This window comes from Pseudomonas vlassakiae, assembly GCF_014269035.2.
GTDB lineage: Bacteria > Pseudomonadota > Gammaproteobacteria > Pseudomonadales > Pseudomonadaceae > Aquipseudomonas > Aquipseudomonas vlassakiae.
The window spans coordinates 138,808-160,553 of the sequence record NZ_JABWRP020000012.1 but is presented as its reverse complement, the minus strand read 5'-3'; the positions used below and the strand labels follow the sequence as shown (position 1 = coordinate 160,553).

The following is a 21,746-nucleotide window of genomic DNA, read 5'->3' as shown; positions in this document are numbered from 1 at the left end:
AGGGGATCAGCGGCGCTTGAGGTTCATTTTTGCCCGGCCTTCTGCCGGGCTGAGCACGCGGCCACCCATGCGGGTGATGATTTCGGCGGCACGCTCCACCAGCTGGCCGTTGCTGGCCAGCACGCCACGATCCAGGTACAGGTTGTCTTCCAGGCCCACCCGCACGTTGCCACCCAGAAGCACGGCCTGCGCCGCCATCGGCATCTGCATGCGGCCGATGCCGAAGCCGGCCCAGGTCACATTGGCCGGCAGGTTGTCGACCATGGCCTTCATGGTGGTGGTGTCGGCCGGCGCGCCCCACGGGATGCCCAGGCACAGCTGGAACAGCGGGTCCTCGAGCAAACCTTCTTTCATCATCTGTTTGGCGAACCACAGGTGGCCGGTGTCGAAGATTTCCAGCTCGGCCTTCACCCCCAGTTCGGTGATGCGCTTGGCCCCGGCGCGCAGCTGCGCGGGGGTGGAAACGTAGATGGCGTTGCCGTCGCCGAAGTTGAGGGTGCCGCAATCGAGGGTGCAGATTTCCGGCAGCAGGGCTTCGACGTGGGCCAGGCGCTCCAGTGGGCCGATCAGGTCGGTGCCGGGGCCGAACTCCATGGGCGATTCGCCCGGGCCGATTTCCAGGTCGCCGCCCATGCCGGCGGTGAGGTTGACGATGATGTCGACGTCGGCCTCGCGGATGCGCTCCATGACTTCGCGGTACAGCGCCACGTCGCGGCTGAAACGGCCGGTTTGCGGGTCACGCACGTGGCAGTGGACCACAGTGGCGCCGGCCCTGGCGGCTTCCACGGCGGATTCGGCGATCTGTTTCGGGGTGACGGGGACCAGGTGGCTCTTGGCGACCGTGTCGCCAGCGCCGGTGAGGGCACAGGTGATGATGACGTCGTGGTTCATGGCGGTTCCTTGTGTGGTCTGTGAGGGCCCTTTCGCGGGCAAGCCCGCTCCTGCAGGGGACCGTGATGGCCCTGGCATGCGCGTTGCCTGCAGGAGCGGATTTATCCGCGAGCAGGCCTTGTCAGTTGGCGGTGAGCTTGAGGTTGTCCGCCGCAGGCTTGCCATCGAAGGTGGTCACCCCCTCAAGCCAGCGGGCCTTGTCCTCGGGGTGGTCCTTGAGCCACTGGCGGGCCGATTCCAGCGCGTCCTTGTGGTCGAGCAGCGGCTGCATCATGCGGCTCTCGTCCTCGGCGCTGAAGTTCAGGTTGGCCAGCAGGCGGTGGGCGTTGGGGCAGCGTTCGGCGTAGTCCGGCGCGGTCACCGTCCACACCGTGGCACGGCCTTCGTCCGGGCCCAGGGCGTCCTGGCTGTCGCCCAGGTAAGCCATGTCGATGTTCACGTTCATCGGGTGTGGCGCCCAGCCGAAGAACACTACCGCTTCCTTGCGCCGTACGGCGCGGTCCACGGCGGCGAGCATGCCGGCTTCGCTGGACTCGACCAGCTGGAACTTGCCCAGCTCGAACTGGTTCTTGCTGATCATCGCCTTGATCTGGGTATTGGCACCGGAGCCGGGTTCTATGCCGTAGATCTTGCCGCCCAGCTCCTTCTCGAACTTGTGAATGTCGGCGAAGGTTTTCAGGCCCTTGTCATACAGGTACTTCGGCACGGCGAGGGTGGCGCGGGCGTCTTCCAGGCTGGGTTTTTCAAGGACCTTGACCTGGTTGGCGTCGACGAACGGGGTGATGGTCTGGGTCATGATCGGGTTCCAGTAACCCAGGAACATGTCCAGGCGCTTGTCGCGGATACCGGCGAAGATGATCTGCTGCGAGGCGCTGGTCTGCTTGGTCTGGTAACCCAGGCCGTCGAGCAGCACCTGGGCCATGGCGCTGGTGGCGATGACGTCGGTCCAGTTGACCACGCCAAGGCGCACGTTCTTGCAGGCCGCGGGCTCGGCGGCGAAAAGCGGGGTGGCGACGATGCTGCTCAGGGCAAGGGACAACAGGCTGCGGCGGATCAAGCGATGCATGGTGGCTCTCCATCGGCAGGACATTTTTTATAGGGGCCGGCCTCTCTGGGCCGTGTGAACACGCTACGCTGCTGCCAGGGGCGAAAATCGCACCCTGGCGACCAAGATTTGCACGGAGGCGACCACCTTCACGCGTGGAGCATGCAATGCCGCAACTGATTCATTTCCTGTTGTTGCCGGGGTTCTCGGCGATGGGCTTTATCAGCGCACTGGAACCGCTGCGCGTGGCCAACCGCTTCAAGGGGCCGTCGTACCGCTGGCGCGTGCTGAGCCTGGATGGCGGGGCGGTGCAGGCGAGCAACGGCATGTCGGTGAATGCCGATGGCGCGTTGGGGGAGGGTGAGGCGGGCGGCGTGCTGCTGATCGTCGCCGGCTTCGAGCCGCTGGCCTGTTATGGTTCGAAGCTGCAGCAGGCGCTGCGTCGGCTCGACCATGATGGGGTGATCCTTGGCGGAATCGACACCGGCCCGGTGGTGCTGGCCGAGGCCGGGTTGCTCGATGGCTACCGCGCAACCTTGCACTGGGAGGCGCTGGACGCATTCAAGGAGCGCTATCCACGTTTGCAGGTGACCCAGGAGCTGTTCGAGATCGACCGGCGTCGTATCACCTGTGCCGGTGGCACCGCATCGATCGACCTGATGCTCGACCTGATCGGCCAGGCCCATGGCAGCGAGCTGGCGGTGCAGGTGTCCGAGCAATTCGTGCTCGGGCGCATCCGCCCGCGCCAGGACCACCAGCGCATGCAGATCGCCAGCCGCTATGGCATCAACAACAAGAAGCTGGTCAAGGTGATCGGTGAGATGGAGCGCAATATCGAGCAGCCGCTCAATACCCAGGTGCTGGCCGATGCGGTGCAGGTAACCCGGCGGCAGCTGGAGCGGCTGTTTCGCTTGCATCTGGACGACACGCCCAGTGGCTTCTATCTGCGGTTACGGCTGGACAAGGCACGGCAGCTGTTGCGCCAGACCGACATGAGCGTGCTGGAGGTGGCGGTGGCGTGCGGGTTCGAGTCGGCCTCGTATTTCACCCGCTGTTACCGGGTGCGGTTCGAGCGCTGCCCGCGGGAGGATAGGTTGGCCCGAGCGGTCTGATGTTCTCCTGTGCCGGCCTCTTCGCGGGTCGCTGTAGGAGCGGGTTCACCCGCGAAGAGGCCCGTGCAGGACTACTGCTGGCCGATGGACTGCAGATACTCCGAGCGGTCATCGCTGCGTTGCGCCACGCAGGTATCCCAAGCCGCCTGGAACGCCTTGCTGCCGGGTTTCTCGGCATAGGTCTCGACTTTGCAGTCGGCATCGCGCAGCTGCGCCCACAGTTTCTCGGCGGCATCCATGCGCGCGACCAAGGCAGTGGCCTTGTCGCCTTCCTCGGCATACTGGTCGCGAATGCGCTGGATCAGGTCGTCATACGCCGATTTCAGTTCGCGCTCGGCGGTCTGTTTGCTGAATGCCGCGCAGGCGTAGGTCTGCTGGTCGCTCTCGACGTTGTCGCACGGGGTGCTTTCTTCCTCGCCGGCGTGGGCGCCCGAGACGACAGCCAGCAGTACCAGCCATGCCATTGATTTCATCCGCTTTCTCCTTATCGAGGCTGACCAATCGGCTGGATTCTCGCTCAGCCGCAGTGAAGACGATAGCTCCCTGGCGAAATGTTCATGAAACAGCGTGCGATGTCGTTATCGAGACCGTCTCTCATCGCCAGGCGGCGCGCCAGAGGGCGCGATGTCGCGCATTGACGCTTTCGGCAAACCCCCTGTCGTTTTTGCACCGGGGCGTCGCAGGGCACAGGCATATGCTGGCCCCAAAGCGCCGACAGAAGATTTGGCGCGGCCCATATCAACAAAGGGGACAGCCTGATGAGCCCAGCCGAACTTCACGCCGACAGCATCGTCATTGACGGCCTGATCATTGCCAAATGGAACCGCGAGCTGTTCGAGGACATGCGCAAGGGCGGGCTGACTGCGGCCAACTGCACGGTGTCGGTGTGGGAAGGCTTCAAGGCGACTGTCGACAACATCGCCGCCAGCCAGAAGCTGATCCGCGACAACAGCGACCTGGTGATGCCGGTGCGCACCACCGCCGACATCCGCAAGGCCAAGGAACTGGGCAAGACCGGCATCCTCTTCGGCTTCCAGAACGCCCATGCGTTCGAAGACCAGATCGCCTACGTCGACGTGTTCAAGCAGCTGGGCGTAGGCATCGTGCAGATGTGCTACAACACCCAGAACCTGGTCGGCACCGGTTGCTACGAGCGTGACGGCGGCCTGTCGGGCTTCGGTCGTGAGATCGTCGCCGAGATGAACCGTGTCGGCATCATGTGCGACCTGTCCCACGTCGGTTCCAAGACCTCCGAGGAAGTGATCCTCGAATCGAAAAAGCCGGTCTGCTACTCCCACTGCCTGCCTTCGGGCCTGAAGGAGCACCCGCGCAACAAGTCTGACGCCGAGCTGAAGTTCATCGCCGACCACGGCGGCTTCGTTGGCGTGACCATGTTCGCGCCGTTCCTGGCCAAGGGCATCGACTCGACCATCGACGACTACGCCGAAGCCATCGAGTACACCATGAACATCGTCGGTGAGGACGCCATCGGTATCGGTACCGACTTCACCCAGGGTCACGGCCAGGACTTCTTCGAGTACCTGACCCACGACAAGGGCTACGCCCGTCGCCTGACCAACTTCGGCAAGATCATCAACCCGCTGGGCATCCGCACCGTGGGCGAATTCCCCAACCTCACCGAAACCTTGCTCAAGCGCGGCCACTCCGAGCGCGTGGTGCGCAAGATCATGGGCGAGAACTGGGTCAACGTCCTCAAGGACGTGTGGGGCGAGTAAGCCGCTCTCCAAGCCTGAAAGCCCCTGCCAGCAACGCCGGGGCATCCCGATAAAAAATTTTATGGAGTTGAGTTTCCATGGCCAAGATCGCCCCGCAATTGCCAATCGAAGTCGACAGCGAAACCGGTGTCTGGACCAGCGACGCCCTGCCGATGCTGTATGTGCCGCGCCATTTCTTCGTCAACAACCACATGGGCATCGAAGAGGTCCTGGGCGCAGACAAGTACGCCGAGATCCTCTACAAGGCCGGCTACAAGTCCGCCTGGCACTGGTGTGAAAAAGAAGCCGAGTGCCATGGGCTGGAAGGCGTGGCGGTGTTCGAGCACTACATGAAGCGCCTGAGCCAGCGTGGCTGGGGCCTGTTCGAAATCCAGGACATCGACCTCGACAAGGGCACCTGCAGCGTCAAGCTCAAGCATTCCGCATTCGTGTACGTCTATGGCAAGTGCGGCCGCAAGGTCGACTACATGTTCACCGGCTGGTTCGCCGGCGCCATGGACCAGATTCTCGCTGCCCGCGGCAGCTCGATCCGCACCGTGGCCGAGCAGGTCTACGGCGGTTCGGAAGAAGGCCACGAAGATGGCCTGTTCGTCGTCAAGCCGTTGTAAGCCGGAGAGAGCGTCATGGCATTCGAAGCAATGTTCCAGCCGATCCAGATCGGCAAACTGACCATCCGCAACCGCGTGCTCAGCACCGCGCATGCCGAGGTCTACGCCACTGACGGCGGCATGACCACCGACCGCTACGTGAAGTATTACGAAGAGAAGGCCAAGGGCGGCATCGGCCTGGCGATCTGCGGCGGCTCGTCCGTGGTGGCCATCGACAGCCCGCAGGAATGGTGGTCGTCGGTCAACCTGTCGACCGACCGCATCATCCCGCACTTCCAGAACCTCGCTGACGCCATGCACAAGCATGGCGCCAAGATCATGATCCAGATTACCCACATGGGCCGGCGCTCGCGCTGGGACGGCTTCAACTGGCCTACCCTGATGTCGCCGTCGGGCATCCGTGAACCCGTGCACCGTGCCACCTGCAAAACCATCGAGGTGGAAGAGATCTGGCGGGTTATCGGCAACTATGCGCAGGCTGCGCGTCGTGCCAAAGAGGGCGGCCTGGATGGCGTGGAACTGTCGGCCGTGCACCAGCACATGATCGACCAGTTCTGGAGCCCGCGGGTCAACAAGCGTACCGACGAATGGGGCGGTACCTTCGAAGGCCGCATGAAGTTCGGCCTGGAAGTGCTCAAGGCGGTGCGTGCCGAAGTCGGCGACGACTTCTGCGTGGGCATGCGTATCTGCGGTGACGAGTTCCACCCCGATGGCCTCAGCCACGAGGACATGAAGCAGATCGCCGCCTACTACGATGCCACCGGCATGATCGACTTCATCGGCGTGGTCGGTTCGGGTTGCGACACCCACAACACCCTGGCCAACGTCATCCCCAACATGAGCTACCCGCCGGAGCCGTTCCTGCACCTGGCGGCCGGCATCAAGGAAGTGGTCAAGGTTCCGGTGCTGCACGCGCAGAACATCAAGGACCCGAACCAGGCCACGCGCATTCTCGAAGGCGGCTATGTCGACATGGTCGGCATGACCCGCGCGCACATCGCCGACCCGCACCTGATCGCCAAGATCAAGATGGGCCAGATCGACCAGATCAAGCAGTGCGTGGGTGCCAACTACTGCATCGACCGCCAGTACCAGGGCCTGGATGTGCTGTGCATCCAGAACGCCGCGACCTCCCGTGAATACATGGGCGTGCCGCATATCATCGAGAAGACCACCGGGCCGAAACGCAAGGTGGTCATCGTCGGCGCCGGCCCTGCCGGCATGGAGGCGGCCCGCGTGGCGGCCGAGCGCGGCCACGACGTCACCGTGTTCGAGAAGAAGGACCAGATCGGCGGGCAGATCACCATCGCCGCCAAGGCACCGCAGCGCGACCAGATCGCTGGCATCACCCGCTGGTACCAGCTGGAGTTCGCCCGCCTGAAGATCGACCTGCGCCTGGGTACCGCCGCCGACGTGGCAACCATCCAGGACCTGCGCCCGGACATCATCGTGCTCGCGGTTGGCGGCCATTCGTTCCTCGAGCAGAACGAGCACTGGGGCGCCGCCGAAGGCCTGGTGGTCAGCAGCTGGGACGTGCTCGACGGCAAGGTTGCGCCGGGCAAGAACGTGCTGGTGTACGACACCATCTGCGAATTCACCGGCATGTCGGTGGCCGACTTCATCGCCGACAAGGGCAGCCAGGTCGAGATCGTCACCGACGACATCAAGCCGGGCGTGGCCATGGGCGGTACGACCTTCCCGACCTACTACCGCAGCATGTACCCGAAAGAAGTGATCATGACCGGCGACATGATGCTGGAAAAGGTCTACCGCGAAGGCGACAAGCTGGTGGCGGTGCTGGAGAACGAATACACCGGTGCCAAGGAAGAACGTGTCGTCGACCAGGTGGTGGTGGAAAACGGCGTGCGTCCTGACGAGCAGCTGTACTACGCGCTGAAGGAAGGGTCGCGCAACAAGGGCCAGATCGACGTGGAGGCGCTGTTCGCCATCAAGCCTCAGCCGATCCTCAGCCAGCCGGGCGAGGGCTACCTGCTGTACCGCATCGGCGACTGCGTGGCCCAGCGCAACGTGCATGCGGCGATCTACGACGCCTTGCGCCTGTGCAAGGACTTCTGATCGCTCCGCCTCTGTAGAGGCGGGACTGGCCCCCTGCAGGAGCGGATTCATCCGCGATAGCGTCGGCACTGACAACGCAGTTGCCTGTGCTGGCCTCATCGCGGATGAATCCGCTCCTACAGGGTCCGCGCCGTCTTTGAAGGTGGCGCAAGAATCCAGCTGTTGTGGGAGTCTCCCATGTTGAACACCCTTCTACCCATCCTGCTGTTCGCTGCCCTTGGCCTGGCAGTGCTCGGCGCCCTGCGCCGGGTGCGCATGTGGCGACGTGGCCGGCCGTCCAAGGTCGACTTGATCGGCGGCCTGCTGGCCATGCCGCGGCGTTACCTGGTCGACCTGCACCACGTGGTGGAGCGCGACAAGTACATGTCCAGGACCCACGTGGCCACTGCGGGTGGCTTCGTGCTGTCGGCGGCGCTGGCGATCCTGGTGCACGGCTTCGGCCTGCAGAGCAAGATCCTCGGCTACGCGCTGCTGGTGGCCACGGTGATCATGTTCGGCGGCGCCATCTTTGTCTTCAAGCGCCGCATGAACCCGCCCTCGCGCCTGTCCAAGGGCCCGTGGATGCGCCTGCCGAAGAGCCTGCTGGTATTCGCTGCCAGCTTCTTCATCGCCACCTTGCCGGTCGCCGGCATCCTGCCGGCCAACACCGGCGGCTGGGTGATGGTCGGCATCCTCGGCCTGGGCGTGTTGTGGGGCGTGTCGGAGCTGTTCTTCGGCATGACCTGGGGCGGCCCGATGAAGCACGCTTTCGCCGGTGCCCTGCACCTGGCCTGGCACCGCCGTGCCGAACGCTTCGGCGGCGGCCGCTCCACCGGCCTCAAGCCGCTCGACCTGGAAGACCCGAACGCGCCGCTGGGCGTGGAAAAACCGGTGGATTTCACCTGGAACCAGCTGCTCGGCTTCGATGCCTGCGTGCAGTGCGGCAAATGTGAAGCCATGTGCCCGGCGTTCGCTGCCGGCCAGCCGCTGAACCCGAAAAAACTCATCCAGGACATGGTCATCGGCCTGGCCGGCGGCAGTGACGCCAACTTTGCCGGCAGCCCTTACCCAGGCAAGCCACTGGGTGAACACAGCGGCAACCCGCACCAGCCGATCGTCAACGGCTTGGTCGATGCCGAGACGCTGTGGTCGTGCACCACCTGCCGCGCCTGCGTCGAGGAATGCCCGATGATGATCGAGCACGTCGATGCCATCGTCGACATGCGCCGCCACCTGACCCTGGAAAAGGGCGCGACCCCGAACAAGGGCGCCGAGGTGCTGGAAAACCTGATCGCCACCGACAACCCTGGCGGCTTCGCCCCCGGCGGGCGGATGAACTGGGCGGCTGACCTCAACCTGCAGCTGCTGTCGCAGGTGAAGTCCACCGAAGTGCTGTTCTGGGTCGGTGATGGCGCCTTCGACATGCGCAACCAGCGTACCTTGCGTTCGTTCGTCAAGGTGCTCAAGGCCTCTGGCGTGGACTTCGCCGTGCTCGGCCTGGAAGAACGCGACAGCGGCGACGTGGCGCGCCGCCTGGGTGATGAAGCGACCTTCCAGCAACTGGCCAAACGCAATATCCAGACCCTGGCCAAGTACAAGTTCCAGCGCATCGTCACCTGCGACCCGCACAGCTTCCATGTGCTGAAGAACGAGTACGGCGCGCTGGGTGGTGAGTACCAGGTGCTGCACCACAGCACTTACATCGCCGAACTGATCGCGGCCAAGAAGCTCAACCTCGGCCAGCACAAGGGCGGCAGCGTCACCTACCACGACCCGTGCTACCTGGGCCGTTACAACGGCGAGTACGAAGCCCCGCGTGAAGTGCTCAAGGCGCTGGGTATCGAAGTGCGCGAGATGGAACGCTCGGGCTTCCGTTCCCGTTGCTGCGGCGGTGGTGGCGGTGCGCCGATCACCGACATCCCTGGCAAGCAGCGGATCCCGGACATGCGCATGGACGACATCCGCGAGACCCAGGCCGAGCTGGTAGCAGTGGGTTGCCCGCAATGCACCGCGATGCTCGAAGGCGTGGTCGAACCGCGCCCGCAGATCAAGGACCTCGCCGAGTTGGTGGCGGATGTGCTGATCGAAGAGGAAACTCCCGCGGCCCCAAAGTCGCCAACGGTTAAACGCGAACCTGCGGAGGTGCACTGATGAGCGACATTATCCGCCGCGACCCACGCGCCGAGTGGATCGCCCGTAACCGTCTGCATCCGCTGCATGCGGCGATGCAGACGCAACAGACCCGCTGGATGGGGCCCAACGGCCTGATCCGCAAGAACCCCCATGCGCTTGCCGCAGGTTTCATCGGCCCGGCCGGGCTCAAGCGCATCGACCGCAGTGGTGCCCAGCAGGGCACCGGTGTCGGTGGGCGGCGTACGGCGGCAGCCGAAGTACAGCTGCCGCTGCACCAGGTACCGGCGCCGGCGTTCTACATCGCCGTGGTACCGGACATGGTCGGTGGCCGCCTGAGCAGCCATGACCGCGACCTGCTGGGCCTGGCCCATGGCCTGGCCGGCAGCGACGGCGCCGTGCTGGCGGTGGTGTTTGGCGAACACAAGGAAAGCAACTTTTCCACAGCCGGTGTCGATCGCCTGCTGGTGCTCGATGGCGAGGCATTCGAAGGTTATGCACCGGAGCAGCGGGTGCAGGGGCTGCGCGCTGTGGATAACCAGTTCGCTCCGCGTCACTGGCTGTTGCCCGATAGCCGCAGCGGCGGCGGCGAGCTGGGCCGGCGCCTCGGCGCGTCGCTCGGCGAGCGCCCGGCGACGCGGGTGTGGCAGGTCAAGGATGGCCAGTGCATCGGCCGTGCCGGTGCCGGCCAGCAAGACCTGCAACGCGCCGTGCCACGCCTGATCCTGGGCGCGGCGGAGTGTGCCGAGCCGGTCAGCGAAACCCGTCACGAAGCGCTGCCGGTGGAGTTGTCCACAAGCGTGGTGCGTAGCCTGTCGCGCATCGAGGACCTGGGTGCGGTGGCGGTCGACCCGGCGACCATCGCCATGGCCGAGGCCGAATTCATCGTCTCGGGCGGCAACGGTGTCAAGGACTGGGACCTGTACCACAAGGCCACTGCGGCCCTCGGCGCCACCGAAGGCGCCTCACGGGTGGCGGTGGACGATGGCTTCATGCCGCGCAACCGGCAGGTCGGCGCCACCGGTACCTGGGTCACCGCACGGGTGTACGTGGCTGTGGGTATCTCGGGGGCGATCCAGCACCTGCAGGGCATTGGCGCCTGCGACAAGGTGGTGGCAATCAACATGGACCCGGGCTGCGACATGATCAAACGGGCCGACCTGTCGGTGATTGGCGACAGTTCGGCGATTCTCCAGGCACTGATCGAGGCTGTGGACAACTTCCGCAGCGGCGGCCAGCGCGACGCGGCATAAGGGCACGAGCATGAGTACGAGAGTGATCAGCCTGGTTTCCATCGGTGCCCACCCCAGCTCCGGCCGCGCCCGCCGCGCCGAGCAGGATGCGCGGGCGGTAGAGCTGGGCTTGCAGCTGGCTGCGGATAACTTGCAGGTGGTGCATGCAGGCGACCCGCGCGAAGAGGCGCTGCGCGCCTACCTGGGCATGGGCCTGGACCACCTGGATGTGCTGGAACAGCCGGCCGGGGCCGATGTGCTCGGCGTGCTGGGTGATTACCTGCGCGATGCTGGCGCTCAGCTGGTGCTGACCGGCAGCCAGGCCGAGACCGGTGAAGGGTCGGGCATGCTGCCGTTCCTGCTGGCTGAGAAGCTTGGCTGGCCGTTGGTGGTGGGGCTGGCCGAAGTCGAGTCGATCGACAACGGTACTGCCCAGATATTGCAAGCCCTGCCTCGCGGTCAGCGGCGCCGGTTGAAGGTGCGCTTGCCGTTGCTGGCAACTGTGGATAACGCCGCGCCCAAGCCGCGCCAGAGCGCCTTCGGCCCGGCACGCCGGGGTGTGCTGGCGGCGCGCAATGTGGCGATCGTCGAGGATGACCTGCTGGCTGATGCCGAGCTGCAACCGGCGCGGCCACGGCCCAAACGGCTCAAGGTGATCAAGGCCAAGAGCGGCGCGGACCGGATGAAGGCCGCCACGGCCAAGGCCAGCGGTGGCGGCGGCAAGGTGCTGAAGGATGTTTCCCCACAGGAAGGCGCCGAGGCGATTCTAAAGCTGCTGGTGGAAGAGGGGGTTTTGCGCTGAGCTTGATCCGGCCCGATTGCCGGCTTGCCGCGAATCGGGTCCTTACAGGGGTCGTAGAATAATGGGCGTCCGCGACTTTTGCCCACGGAATCTGTTCGCCAAGGTGTGGGTAAAGTGTTCGTGCTTCGCTGCAGGCCACGGATTACGCCGGCTTCGTAGGTTTGGTCAAAAATCGCTCAAACGGAGTGCAGGAACTGCCCAGGAGTTGAGATTGCGTATTCTGCTGTTTTCCACAATCGCTGTTGGCGGCTCTGTGGATAATATGTTCAGCAACTTACGGATGCCACGGAATACGCGCCTTACAGCGTATTGATCAAATAATAGCCATTGATACATGAAAGTGCTCATAGCGCTTGATTTTCAAGGGGCCGACTGAGTTACTCACACCCCTGTGAACCATTTCGCAATTTGCTCACAGAGTCTGTTGGCCACTCTGTGGGCAAGTTGTTTGGTAACGCTTGTATCCATTGATTTTAAAGGCCTGTAGAAAACTGATCATTATTTGAACAGACATTTGGCCAAGATGCGTTGGCCAGCTGCGCACTCATCTTGTGGATAACTTTCCAACCCTGTTAATTCTGCTAGTTCCTGAAGGCTTGCCCGAGTGCTAGCGTTAGAGGTGAATCCTCCAGGGGGCCATGATGAGTATCGAAACGTCGATCAGATCTGACCTGCATCGCAGTTATTCCCCTTATGGCGCCTTCAGCCCTGTCGGAGGGCCTTGGCAGTCATTCGCTGGCGCTCATCTTGATCACATCAGCGGCTGTTACCTCTTGGGCAACGGTCGTCGCGCCTACAACCCAACCTTGATGAGGTTGTGTAGCTCCGACCGCCTTAGCCCTTTTGATAAGGGGGGTAGAAATAGCTACGCCTATTGCGCGGGCGATCCGGTGAATCGGGTAGACCCTTCAGGTGAGGCTTCCCTGGCGATCAAGGGCAAGAAAGTATCGATCATCAAGCAGAGCAGCGTGCCTGATCAGTCGATTACGGCTGGTGATGCGGTGGGCTATGCGGTTCAAGCACTCTACGCAGGTAATGGTGTATTGGGCGTTACCAACACCATTGTTCGAGGCATGGAGGCAGTGCAGGGTGGCAATCAATCTGCAGTAGCCCGAGGCGCGATGATTGGTGACTTCTGGGGGTATGGCCTTTCCTTGGGGACTCGCGTAACGACCGTTTCGGAAATGCTACAGTCTCCGGCGGCCTTGTCGCCGGTTCCGCCCAGCAGCCTGTTTGCAATGGCCAGTGGAACGGGCAGCACTCTTTCTTATGCTGAACTTCCCGGACGGATCGGTCAGCTGTGGCGCAGCTCAGACTCCACCCTGGATTTTCTGATGCTGGCCGTAAGAGGCACTGCGAGGGCGAGCGGCTTTGATCTGGCAGGAAACGCAGTGGCACGAGTAGGGTCACCCTTGCTTAGTACTGCGCGCGTGATCGGACGCTCAATAGCGTCCATTGCCCAGGGCCGGGAAGTTGTAATCACGATCAGGACCAGGCCCAGGCCCTCTGATGCACAAGATACCCGTCTCTGACGTGCACTGTGTCCAGGGCGGCAGTCGCCGCCCCTGGATCTGATCAGCTTACTGCGCCTGCACTTCCTTGAGATACGGCGCCGGCTCCGCTCCGAGGTTGTTCAACACCCGCTGGCTGTACCAGTCGATGAAGTTGACTACGCCAAACTCGTAAGTCTTCGAGTACGGCCCTGGCTGGTACGCGGTGGAGTTGATCCCGCGCTGGTTCTCTTCGGCCAGGCGGCGGTCCTGGTCGTTGGTGGCGTCCCACACCTTGCGCATGTGTTCAGGGTCGTAATCCACACCCTCGACAGCGTCCTTGTGCACCAGCCATTTGGTGGTGACCATGGTTTCCTGGGCACTGATCGGCCACACGGTGAACACGATCATGTGGTCGCCCATGCAGTGGTTCCACGAGTGCGGCAGGTGCAGGATGCGCATCGAGCCCAGGTCTGGATTCTTGATGCGGCCCATCAGCTTCTGGCAGGCCTGCTTGCCGTCCATGGTCATCGACACGGTGCCCTTGAGCAGCGGCATGCGCACGATGCGGTTACGCAGGCCGTGGCTCTTGTGCAGGTACGGGATCTTCTCGGCTTCCCAGGCGGCGGCGGAGGCCGCTACATGGTCCTTGAAGGCCTGGTCGGCGCGCGGGTCGTTGGTGTCGTCCCATTCCAGCAGGGTCTGCAGCAACTCCGGGTGCGAACCGGAGCAGTGGTAGCACTCGCGGTTGTTTTCCAGCACCAGCTTCCAGTTGGCCTTTTCCATCAAGGTGGTCTGCACCGCCACCTTGGTGTTCTCCATGTCGTACGGTTCCATGTAGTGGTCCAGGGTGGCCAGGAACTCGTCGATGGCAGGCGGGTTTTCCGCCAGGCTGATGAAGATGTAGCCGCCAGATACCTTCACGTGCACAGGCTTGAGGCCGTATTGCTTCATGTCGAAATCGGCGCCCATTTCGGTGCCGGCGAACAGCAGGCGACCGTCCAGCTCGTAGGTCCACTGGTGGTAGTGGCAGACCAGCTTGGCCACCTTGCCCTTGTCGCTCACGCACAGACGCGAACCGCGGTGGCGGCAAACGTTATGGAAGGCGTGCACCTTGCCTTCGGCACCCCGTACCACGAGGATCGGGTTGTTGCCGATCTGCAGGGTGATGTAGTTGCCCTTGGCCGGGATCTCGCAGGTCATGCCGGCGATCAGCCATTCCTTCTGGAAGATCTCCTGCATGTCGATCTGGAACAGACGCTCGTCGGTGTAGAACGGCTGGGGCAGCGAGTAGGTGCGCTCGCGGGTCTGCAGCATTTCGGCGGTGGCCTTGCGTGCAGGTTCCAGTGGATCGCCCAGGCTCAGGGTTGCGGTGACGTCCATCGTTGATTCCTCGGGGCCGTGTGCGGCCGGCAAAAGGTGGCTAATCGTTGTTGTGGTGCCGCAAGGCTGCTTGTCAGCAAACAGCTGGTTGTTTTGCCGTGGAGTGTGCGTCCGAAGACGCCACGAACCGTATCCATGGGCGACATGGCCGATTTGAATTACGACGCGCCAGCCCTTGTAGCGCGGGGCTGGTCGCGATAAGCACGCCGATGTCGCTGGCAGGAATGTACGTCGCTCACGGGATGCGCATTATCGGAGCCATGAAAAGGGCCAGAATCGGCCGCTGGAGATGAACATGTCCGATACCTTCCTCAATCCGGTCACCACCCAGACCTGGGCCAATGGCCGCCACATCGTGCGCTGCGTCAAGGTCATCCAGGAGACCTGGGACGTGCGCACGTTCTGCTTCATGGCCGACCAGCCAATCATGTTCTTCTTCAAGCCCGGGCAGTTCGTCACCCTGGAGCTGGAGATCGAAGGCAAGCCGGTGATGCGCTCTTACACTATCTCCAGCTCGCCGTCGGTGCCCTACAGCTTCTCGATCACCGTCAAGCGCGTGCCGGGCGGGTTGGTGTCCAACTTCCTCCACGACACCATGCACGAAGGCGCCGAGCTGCCGGTGCACGGCCCGGTGGGGCTGTTCAACGCCATCGACTTCCCGGCGGGCAAGGTCTTGTACCTCTCCGGTGGCGTGGGCATCACCCCGGTAATGTCGATGGCGCGCTGGTTCTACGACACCAACGCCAACGTCGACATGGTGTTCGTGCACAGCGCCCGTTCGCCGAAGGACATCATCTACCACCGCGAGCTGGAACAGATGGCGTCGCGCATTCCCAACTTCAGCCTGCACATCATCTGCGAGAAGCATGGGCTGGGTGAACCTTGGGCGGGCTACCGCGGTTATCTCAACCAGCGCCTGATGGAGCTGATTGCGCCGGACTACATGGAGCGTGTGGTGTTCTGCTGCGGCCCGACGCCTTACATGACAGCGGTCAAGCGCATGCTCGAAGCGGTCGGCTTCGACATGAAGAACTACCACGAGGAGTCGTTCGGCGCGACGCCCCCTGAGGCCAAGGCCGATGCGGTGGAGCATGCCGAGCAGGCGGCCGACGCACCGGAAGTGGATGCTTCGGACCTCAACCTGGTGGAGTTCATCGGCAGCGAGAAAAGCATCCGCGTCGCCCCGGGCGAAACCGTGCATGCGGCGGCGGCGAAGGTTGGCCTGATGATCCCGAAAGCCTGTGGCATGGGCATCTGCGGGACCTGCAAGGTGCTCAAGCTGGGCGGCGAAGTGGAGATGGAACACAACGGCGGGATTACCGAGGACGACGAAGCCGAGGGCTACATCCTGTCGTGCTGCAGTGTGCCGAAGGGGGATGTGCGGATCGATTACTGATCCGAGATTGCCGGGGCTGAAGGCCGCTCCTGCAGGGTTACGCGTTCTCTTGCAGGAGCGGCCTTCAGCCGCGATGGGCCGCAAAGCGGCCCCGGTTTCTTGACGTCAGGTACGGAAGCGCGCCACCAACCCGTTCAGGTCAACGGCCAGGCGCGACAGCTCGGCACTCGCTGCGCTGGTCTGATGCGCCCCGGTCGCACTCTGCACCGACAGGTCATTGATGTTCACCAGGTTGCGATCCACTTCACGCGCCACCTGAGCCTGCTCTTCCGCTGCACTGGCAATGACCAGGTTACGCTCGTTGATCTGCGCCACAGCCCCGGCAATGGTATCCAGCGCCATGCCCGCACCCTTGGCGATATTCAGCGTCGATTCGGCGCGCTCGGTGCTGGTGCGCATCGATTCCACCGCCTCTTCGGTACCGCCCTGGATGCTGCCGATCATGCGCTCGATCTCGCTGGTCGACTGCTGGGTGCGGTGCGCCAGCGCCCGCACTTCATCCGCCACCACGGCAAACCCCCGCCCGGCCTCACCGGCACGCGCCGCTTCGATCGCCGCGTTCAGCGCCAGCAGGTTGGTCTGGTCGGCCAGGCCGCGGATCACGTCGAGCACCTTGCCGATATCACGCGACTGTTCGGCCAGGTGGGTGATCAGCCTGGCGGTGGCTTGTACGTCGCCGCTCATGCGCTCGATGGCACCCACGGTTTCCATGACCAGGTCACGACCGTCGCCGGCGGAACGGCTGGCTTCGCTTGACGCTTCCGAAGTGCTGACCGCGTTGCGCGCCACTTCTTCCACGGCACTGGTCATCTCGGTGACGGCAGTAGCCGCCTGTTCGATTTCGTTGTTCTGCTGCTGCAGGCCGCGTGCGCTTTCGTCGGTGACGCAGTTCAATTCCTCGGCTGCGGAGGCCAGCTGGGTGGCGGAACCGGCGATCAGTTGCAGGGTGTCGCGCAGCTTGTCCTGCATGCGCGCCATGGCGCGCTGCAGGCGGGCTGCTTCGTCGCTGCCTTCGGCGCGGATGACTTTGGTCAGGTCGCCGTCGGCCACCTGCTCGGCGGCCTGCAGCGCTTCTTCGATCGGCTTGACGATGCTGCGGGTCAGCAGGAAGGCGCAGAGGAAGGTCAGCGCCGTGGCGGCAATCAACAGGCCGATTACCAGGGCGAACGCGGTGTCGTACTGCTGGGCGGCGGTTGCGTTGGTGGCGCGGGTCTGCTCCGTGTTGATCTGCACCAGGGTCTCCATGACCTTGTTGATCTGCTCGGAATTGGCCAGCAGGTCGCGGTTGAGCAAGTCACGCAATTCGTCGAGGCGGTCGGCCTGGCTCAGGCTGCGCATGCGCGACTCGAGCTGGCGGTACTGATTGAGCAGCTGGGTGTACTGCTCGAAGGCGGCACGCTCGTCGGCTGCGGTGATCATTGGCAGGTAGGCCTGGCGGGCGCGGTCGATCTGGGCGTTGCGCTGGTCCAGCAGGTTGAGGGTGTCGCGCTGGGTTTCCGCTTCGCGGTTGAGCAGCAGCCGGTAGGACAACGAGCGCAGGCGCAGGTTGAGCGCAGCCAGTTCGTCGAGCGTCTTGATGCTGGGCACGCTGTTGACTTCAATGGTTACGCCGGCCTGTCGGATGTTGCCCATCTGCATGAGCGAGAAGATACCGAGGCCGAGCATGAGCGCGCCGATCAGAGCGAACCCGAGCAACGCGCGCGGTGCAATGTTCATGTTGCGTAGTGACATGGAGAGAGTCCAGGCTGGGGTGGGGTGGCGCGGTCCATGCGACGGAATATGACCTACCTGTCTATCGGTCGTGACTGAACAGTCTTGAGGATGACCCCATGAAACTTTTCAGCGCGCTGGCCCATTACCTGACCGGCGGTTGACCCAGGTCGGAACAAGGGGCCAGATACCCTGTCAATCTGCGGGTTAGAAACCTTGAGAATCCGATATTTAATGGCGGGGGCTCACGCTTTTCTTTATCGTGTGCGCCCTTTGCAACAACCCGAGATAGACCCATGCTGGAAGCCTCCCTGAATCAACTCGAGCAACTGGTCAGCGACCTGATGCAGAAAAACGCTCAACTCACCGAGCAGAACACCGCCCTCGACCAGGCACTGGCCCAGGCCAAGGAAGAAAACGAAACCCTGCAACTGTCGCTGATGGAGCAGGAAGAGAAGCACGGCGCCACCGCCGCGCGCATCCAGGCGCTGGTTGACCGCGCCAGCGCTGGCGTCGTCGGCGCATGAGACTGCAAGCGCAGCCGATCAATGTCGTGTCGATTCTTGGCAGCGACTATTCGATCAAGGCGCCCGCAGGCCAGGAAGAAACCCTGGCCCAGGCCGTGCGGATGCTCAACACCGCGCTGAGCGAGACCAAACGCCAGTACCCGACCCTGATCGGCGACAAGCTGCTGGTGCTGGCCGCGCTGAACCTGTGTTCCAAGCAGGTCGAACTGCAAAAGGAACATCAGCAGACCCTCGAGCGTACCCAGGCGCAGATCGACGCCACGGTGGACGCCATCGTCAAGACAATCGCTGAGTCCTGACGCATCTTCGGGGTCGCGTTGCGGCCCCATTGTTCCAGATCACTGGATTAACTGAATACGCAAGTGTATACACTTCCCGCAAAACAATAATTAGCGGGGAGCAGGGGCATGCGTATCTGGCGTAAGAGCATCCAGTGGCAATTGATTGCAAGCATGGGCGCCGCCCTGCTGGCGAGCATCCTGGTGGTGGTGATCATCTTCACGGTGGCACTCAACCGCCTGACCGAACGTTACCTGGTCGACACCGCATTGCCGGCCAGCATCGAAGCCATCCGCAATGACATCGAGCGCATGCTCGGCCAGCCTCTGGTGGCGGCCGCCGACATTGCCGGTAATACGCTGCTGCGCGATTGGCTTGCCGCTGGCGAAGACCCCGCTCAAGCCCCGCAATTCCTCGAATACCTGCAGGCCGCCAAGCAACGCAACCATGCGTTCACCACGTTGTTCGCCTCGACCGAAACGGGCAACTACTACAACGAGAATGGCCTGGATCGTGTGCTCAGCCGCGGCAACCCCAATGACAAATGGTTCTACGGCTACATCGATAGCGGCGCCGAACGCCTGGTGAATATCGACATCGATCACGCCACGGGTGAACTGGCATTGTTCATCGACTACCGCGTGGAAAAGGCCGGCAAGCTGGTTGGCGTGGCCGGCATGGGCCTGCGCATGACCGAACTGTCGAAACGCATCCACGACTTCAGTTTCGGCGAGCACGGCAGAGTCTTCCTGGTGCGCAATGACGGCCTGATCCAGGTGCACCCGGACGCGGCCTTCAGCGGCAAGCGTCAGCTCGCCGAACAACTCGGCGCAGAAGCTGCCAAGGCGGTGATGACCGGTGGTGAAAGCCTGCGCAGTAGCCGCTTCAACCGCGACGGTGAAAGCTACCTGGCGCTCGGCCTGCCTCTGCGCGACCTCAACTGGACCCTGGTGGCCGAGGTACCGGAGGAGGAAATTTACGCGCAGATGCACCAGACGGTGGGGCTGACCAGCCTGGTCGGCGGCAGCGTGGCCCTTGTGTCGCTGCTGCTGGTGGTGCTGCTGGCGCGTGGCCTGGTGCGCCCGATCCGCCGCGTCACCGCCGCGCTGGTCCAGATCGGCAGTGGCGGTGGCGACCTCAGCCACCGGCTGGACGATGCCCGTCAGGATGAACTGGGCGATCTGGCCCGTGGCTTCAATCGCTTCCTCGACAGCCAGCGTGGCCTGATCGGCGAAGTGTTGCGCACCAGCGAACGCCTGCACCAGTCAGTAGAGCAGGTGACCCAGGTGGTGAATAACACCGCCGAGCGCTCTGGTCGGCAGCAGGAAATGACCGAGATGGTCGCCACCGCCGTGCACGAGATGGGCCTGACGGTACAAGACATCGCCCGCAATGCTGGCGATGCGGCGCAGGCATCGCAATCGGCGCGGGATGAGGCCCTGCAGGCGCGCGAAGTGGTACGGCGCTCGATCCAGGGAATCGAGGGCATGTCCGGGGATATCGGCAAGGCTGCCGATGCGGTCAGCCAGTTGGCCGATGAAGTGGCCTCGATCGACCAGGTGTTGGCGGTGATTCGCAGTATTTCCGAACAGACCAACCTGTTGGCGCTGAACGCTGCCATCGAGGCGGCCAGGGCAGGGGAGATGGGCCGTGGATTTGCCGTGGTGGCCGACGAAGTGCGGACGTTGGCCCGGCGTACACAGCTGTCCACCGATGAAGTGCAGCAGATGATCCAGCGCCTCAAGCAGGGGGCGGGTTCTGCCGTGAGTTCGATGCAGGCGGGGCAGCAGGCGACTGGCAGTGGTGTGGCATCCAGCCAGCGTACTGGCGCGTCCTTGGGCGCGATTACCGACCAGGTCGAGCACATCAGCGACATGAACCACCAGGTGGCCACGGCGACCGAAGAGCAGTCAGCGGTGACCGAAGAGATCAACCGGACGGTGCAGGGGATTTCCGATCTGGCCCGGGAGACGGCGGCCGAGGTGCAAGGGTGCCGGGAGGAGTGCCAGGCGCTGCGTGGCCTGGCTGATGACCTGGCGCGGCAGATGGGTGGGTTCAAGCTGTAGATCGGGGTTGGCTTCTACGCGGGTGAACCCGCCCCCACAGGTTGGGCGTCAACCTCAAGGTCGGCGCGGCACCTGTGGGAGCGGGCTTACCCGCGAATAGGGCCTGTCAGGCAGTGATGATGCTACGGATATCCGCCGCCAGTTCACGCACCCGTTCTTCCTCGGTATCCCACGAACACATGAACCGCGCACCGCCGCTGCCGATGAAGGTATAGAACCGCCAGCCCTTGCTGCGCAGCGCTTCAATGGCAGGCTCCGGCATCTGCAGGAACACCCCGTTGGCCTCCACCGGAAACATCAGCTCGACCCCCGGCAGGTCACTCACCAGCGAGGCCAGCAATTGCGCGCAACGGTTGGCGTGGCTGCCATGGCGCAGCCAGGCGCCATCTTCCAGCAGCCCGACCCACGGCGCCGACAAAAAGCGCATCTTCGACGCCAGCTGACCGGCCTGCTTGCAGCGGTAGTCGAAGTCCTCGGCCAGCTGGCGGTTGAAGAACAGGATCGCCTCGCCCACCGCCATGCCGTTCTTGGTGCCGCCAAAGCACAGCACATCGACGCCGGCCTTCCAGGTCAGCTCGGCCGGGCTGCAGCCAAGGAAGGCGCAGGCATTGGTGAAGCGCGCGCCGTCCATGTGCAGGTTCAGGCCCAGCTCCTTGCAGGTGGCGCTGATCGCCCTGAGCTCGTCGGGGCGGTAGACGGTGCCGACTTCGGTGGCCTGGGTGATGGTGACCACGCGTGGCTTGGGGTAGTGGATGTCCTGGCGCTTGAGTGCCACTTCGCGGATCGACTCGGGCGTCAGCTTGCCATTGACGCTGGGCGCAGTCAGCAGCTTGGAGCCGTTGGAGAAGAACTCTGGCGCGCCGCATTCGTCGGTTTCGACGTGGGCGGTTTCGGAGCAGATCACGCTGTGGTAGCTCTGGCACAGCGAGGCCAGGGCCAGGGAGTTGGCGGCGGTGCCGTTGAAGGCGAAGAACACCTCGCAGTCGGTTTCGAACAGGTTGCGGAAGTACTCCGATGCACGCTCGGTCCACTGGTCGTCGCCGTAGGCGCGGTCGTGGCCGTGGTTGGCCTTTTCCATTGCCGCCCAGGCTTCGGGGCAGATGCCGGAATAGTTGTCGCTGGCGAATTGTTGGCTCTTGTCTGTCATGGCACTGTCCTGTGAACGACGCAGAACAGCACTCTAAACCATTGCTGAAACGGTTGCCTATACAAGCTGCCGGTTCCGGCCCTTCGCGGATAAATCCGCGCCTGCAAACGACACATCGCCCGTAGGAGCGGATTTAT

At 63.4% G+C, this 21,746-nt stretch carries 18 protein-coding genes and 1 pseudogene; 12 read left to right on the top strand and 7 right to left on the bottom strand.

Annotated elements, in window-relative coordinates:
- Positions 1-6: 6 nt before the first annotated feature.
- Together cdhC and choX are read right to left on the bottom strand one after the other, a co-directional pair.
- Complete coding sequence (gene cdhC, locus HU738_RS16975; RefSeq protein ID WP_176509082.1) at positions 7-891, bottom strand: 3-dehydrocarnitine:acetyl-CoA trimethylamine transferase CdhC; 885 nt, start codon at positions 889-891, stop codon at positions 7-9.
- Positions 892-1,012: 121 nt separating this feature from the next.
- On the bottom strand, positions 1,013-1,957 hold the full coding sequence (gene choX / locus HU738_RS16970) for a choline ABC transporter substrate-binding protein (RefSeq protein WP_186602837.1): 945 nt from the start codon (positions 1,955-1,957) through the stop codon (positions 1,013-1,015).
- A gap of 146 nt (positions 1,958-2,103) precedes the next feature.
- Between choX and HU738_RS16965 the strand changes: the two genes are divergently transcribed.
- A complete protein-coding gene (locus tag HU738_RS16965; protein ID WP_186602839.1) occupies positions 2,104-3,048 on the top strand; it encodes a GlxA family transcriptional regulator in 945 nt (314 codons plus the stop codon).
- Positions 3,049-3,119: 71 nt separating this feature from the next.
- Here HU738_RS16965 and HU738_RS16960 read toward each other — a convergent pair whose 3' ends face one another.
- On the bottom strand, positions 3,120-3,521 hold the full coding sequence (locus tag HU738_RS16960; RefSeq protein ID WP_176509080.1) for a lysozyme inhibitor LprI family protein: 402 nt from the start codon (positions 3,519-3,521) through the stop codon (positions 3,120-3,122).
- A gap of 285 nt (positions 3,522-3,806) precedes the next feature.
- Between HU738_RS16960 and HU738_RS16955 the strand changes: the two genes are divergently transcribed.
- The 7 genes from HU738_RS16955 to HU738_RS16925 all read left to right on the top strand — a co-directional run bounded on the left by HU738_RS16955 (position 3,807) and on the right by HU738_RS16925 (position 13,143).
- The gene (locus tag HU738_RS16955) at positions 3,807-4,784 is read left to right on the top strand and encodes a dipeptidase (protein WP_016392223.1); all 978 of its coding nucleotides are present in this window, start codon (positions 3,807-3,809) and stop codon (positions 4,782-4,784) included.
- A gap of 77 nt (positions 4,785-4,861) precedes the next feature.
- On the top strand, positions 4,862-5,392 hold the full coding sequence (locus HU738_RS16950) for a DUF5943 domain-containing protein (RefSeq protein WP_046614486.1): 531 nt from the start codon (positions 4,862-4,864) through the stop codon (positions 5,390-5,392).
- Positions 5,393-5,407: 15 nt separating this feature from the next.
- The gene (gene dgcA, locus HU738_RS16945) at positions 5,408-7,468 is read left to right on the top strand and encodes a dimethylglycine demethylation protein DgcA (RefSeq protein WP_054886692.1); all 2,061 of its coding nucleotides are present in this window, start codon (positions 5,408-5,410) and stop codon (positions 7,466-7,468) included.
- A gap of 177 nt (positions 7,469-7,645) precedes the next feature.
- Positions 7,646-9,598: a dimethylglycine demethylation protein DgcB gene (gene dgcB, locus HU738_RS16940; RefSeq protein ID WP_186602841.1), complete on the top strand. Its 1,953-nt coding sequence runs from the start codon at positions 7,646-7,648 to the stop codon at positions 9,596-9,598.
- Complete coding sequence (gene etfA, locus HU738_RS16935) at positions 9,598-10,830, top strand: electron transfer flavoprotein subunit alpha (RefSeq protein WP_186602843.1); 1,233 nt, start codon at positions 9,598-9,600, stop codon at positions 10,828-10,830. Before dgcB ends, etfA begins: the two co-directional genes overlap by 1 nt.
- Positions 10,831-10,840: 10 nt before the next feature.
- A complete protein-coding gene (gene etfB, locus HU738_RS16930) occupies positions 10,841-11,611 on the top strand; it encodes an electron transfer flavoprotein subunit beta (RefSeq protein WP_186602845.1) in 771 nt (256 codons plus the stop codon).
- Positions 11,612-12,252: 641 nt separating this feature from the next.
- Positions 12,253-13,143 carry an RHS repeat-associated core domain-containing protein gene (locus HU738_RS16925; protein WP_225923482.1) on the top strand — a complete coding sequence of 297 codons (891 nt, stop codon included), beginning with the start codon at positions 12,253-12,255 and terminating at the stop codon, positions 13,141-13,143.
- 48 nt (positions 13,144-13,191) lie between these two features.
- Here HU738_RS16925 and gbca read toward each other — a convergent pair whose 3' ends face one another.
- Positions 13,192-14,484, bottom strand: coding sequence for a glycine betaine monooxygenase oxygenase subunit (gene gbca / locus HU738_RS16920; RefSeq protein WP_186602849.1), 1,293 nt, complete (start codon positions 14,482-14,484; stop codon positions 13,192-13,194).
- 295 nt (positions 14,485-14,779) lie between these two features.
- Between gbca and gbcB the strand changes: the two genes are divergently transcribed.
- Positions 14,780-15,880: a glycine betaine monooxygenase reductase subunit gene (gene gbcB / locus HU738_RS16915; protein WP_054886038.1), complete on the top strand. Its 1,101-nt coding sequence runs from the start codon at positions 14,780-14,782 to the stop codon at positions 15,878-15,880.
- Between the two features lie 105 nt (positions 15,881-15,985).
- On the opposite strand, the gene HU738_RS26395 is transcribed toward gbcB, so the two are convergent.
- Positions 15,986-16,849, bottom strand: coding sequence for a methyl-accepting chemotaxis protein (locus HU738_RS26395; protein WP_371263254.1), 864 nt, complete (start codon positions 16,847-16,849; stop codon positions 15,986-15,988).
- Positions 16,841-17,596 (bottom strand): annotated as a pseudogene (locus HU738_RS26390) (MCP four helix bundle domain-containing protein); the annotation flags it as partial. The pseudogene HU738_RS26390 and the gene HU738_RS26395, both read right to left, overlap by 9 nt.
- A gap of 290 nt (positions 17,597-17,886) precedes the next feature.
- Here HU738_RS26390 and HU738_RS16905 point away from each other — a divergent pair.
- The 3 genes from HU738_RS16905 (at position 17,887) to HU738_RS16895 (ending at position 20,462) form a co-directional block, all read left to right on the top strand.
- Complete coding sequence (locus HU738_RS16905; protein WP_176509072.1) at positions 17,887-18,117, top strand: hypothetical protein; 231 nt, start codon at positions 17,887-17,889, stop codon at positions 18,115-18,117.
- Positions 18,114-18,416, top strand: coding sequence for a cell division protein ZapA (locus tag HU738_RS16900; protein ID WP_054886035.1), 303 nt, complete (start codon positions 18,114-18,116; stop codon positions 18,414-18,416). Before HU738_RS16905 ends, HU738_RS16900 begins: the two co-directional genes overlap by 4 nt.
- Positions 18,417-18,524: 108 nt before the next feature.
- Positions 18,525-20,462, top strand: a complete 1,938-nt coding sequence (locus tag HU738_RS16895; RefSeq protein ID WP_186602851.1) for a methyl-accepting chemotaxis protein — start codon at positions 18,525-18,527, stop codon at positions 20,460-20,462.
- 106 nt (positions 20,463-20,568) lie between these two features.
- On the opposite strand, the gene HU738_RS16890 is transcribed toward HU738_RS16895, so the two are convergent.
- Entirely contained in the window at positions 20,569-21,609 is a 1,041-nt protein-coding gene (locus HU738_RS16890; protein ID WP_186602853.1) for a threonine aldolase family protein, read from the bottom strand.
- Positions 21,610-21,746: the final 137 nt, after the last annotated feature.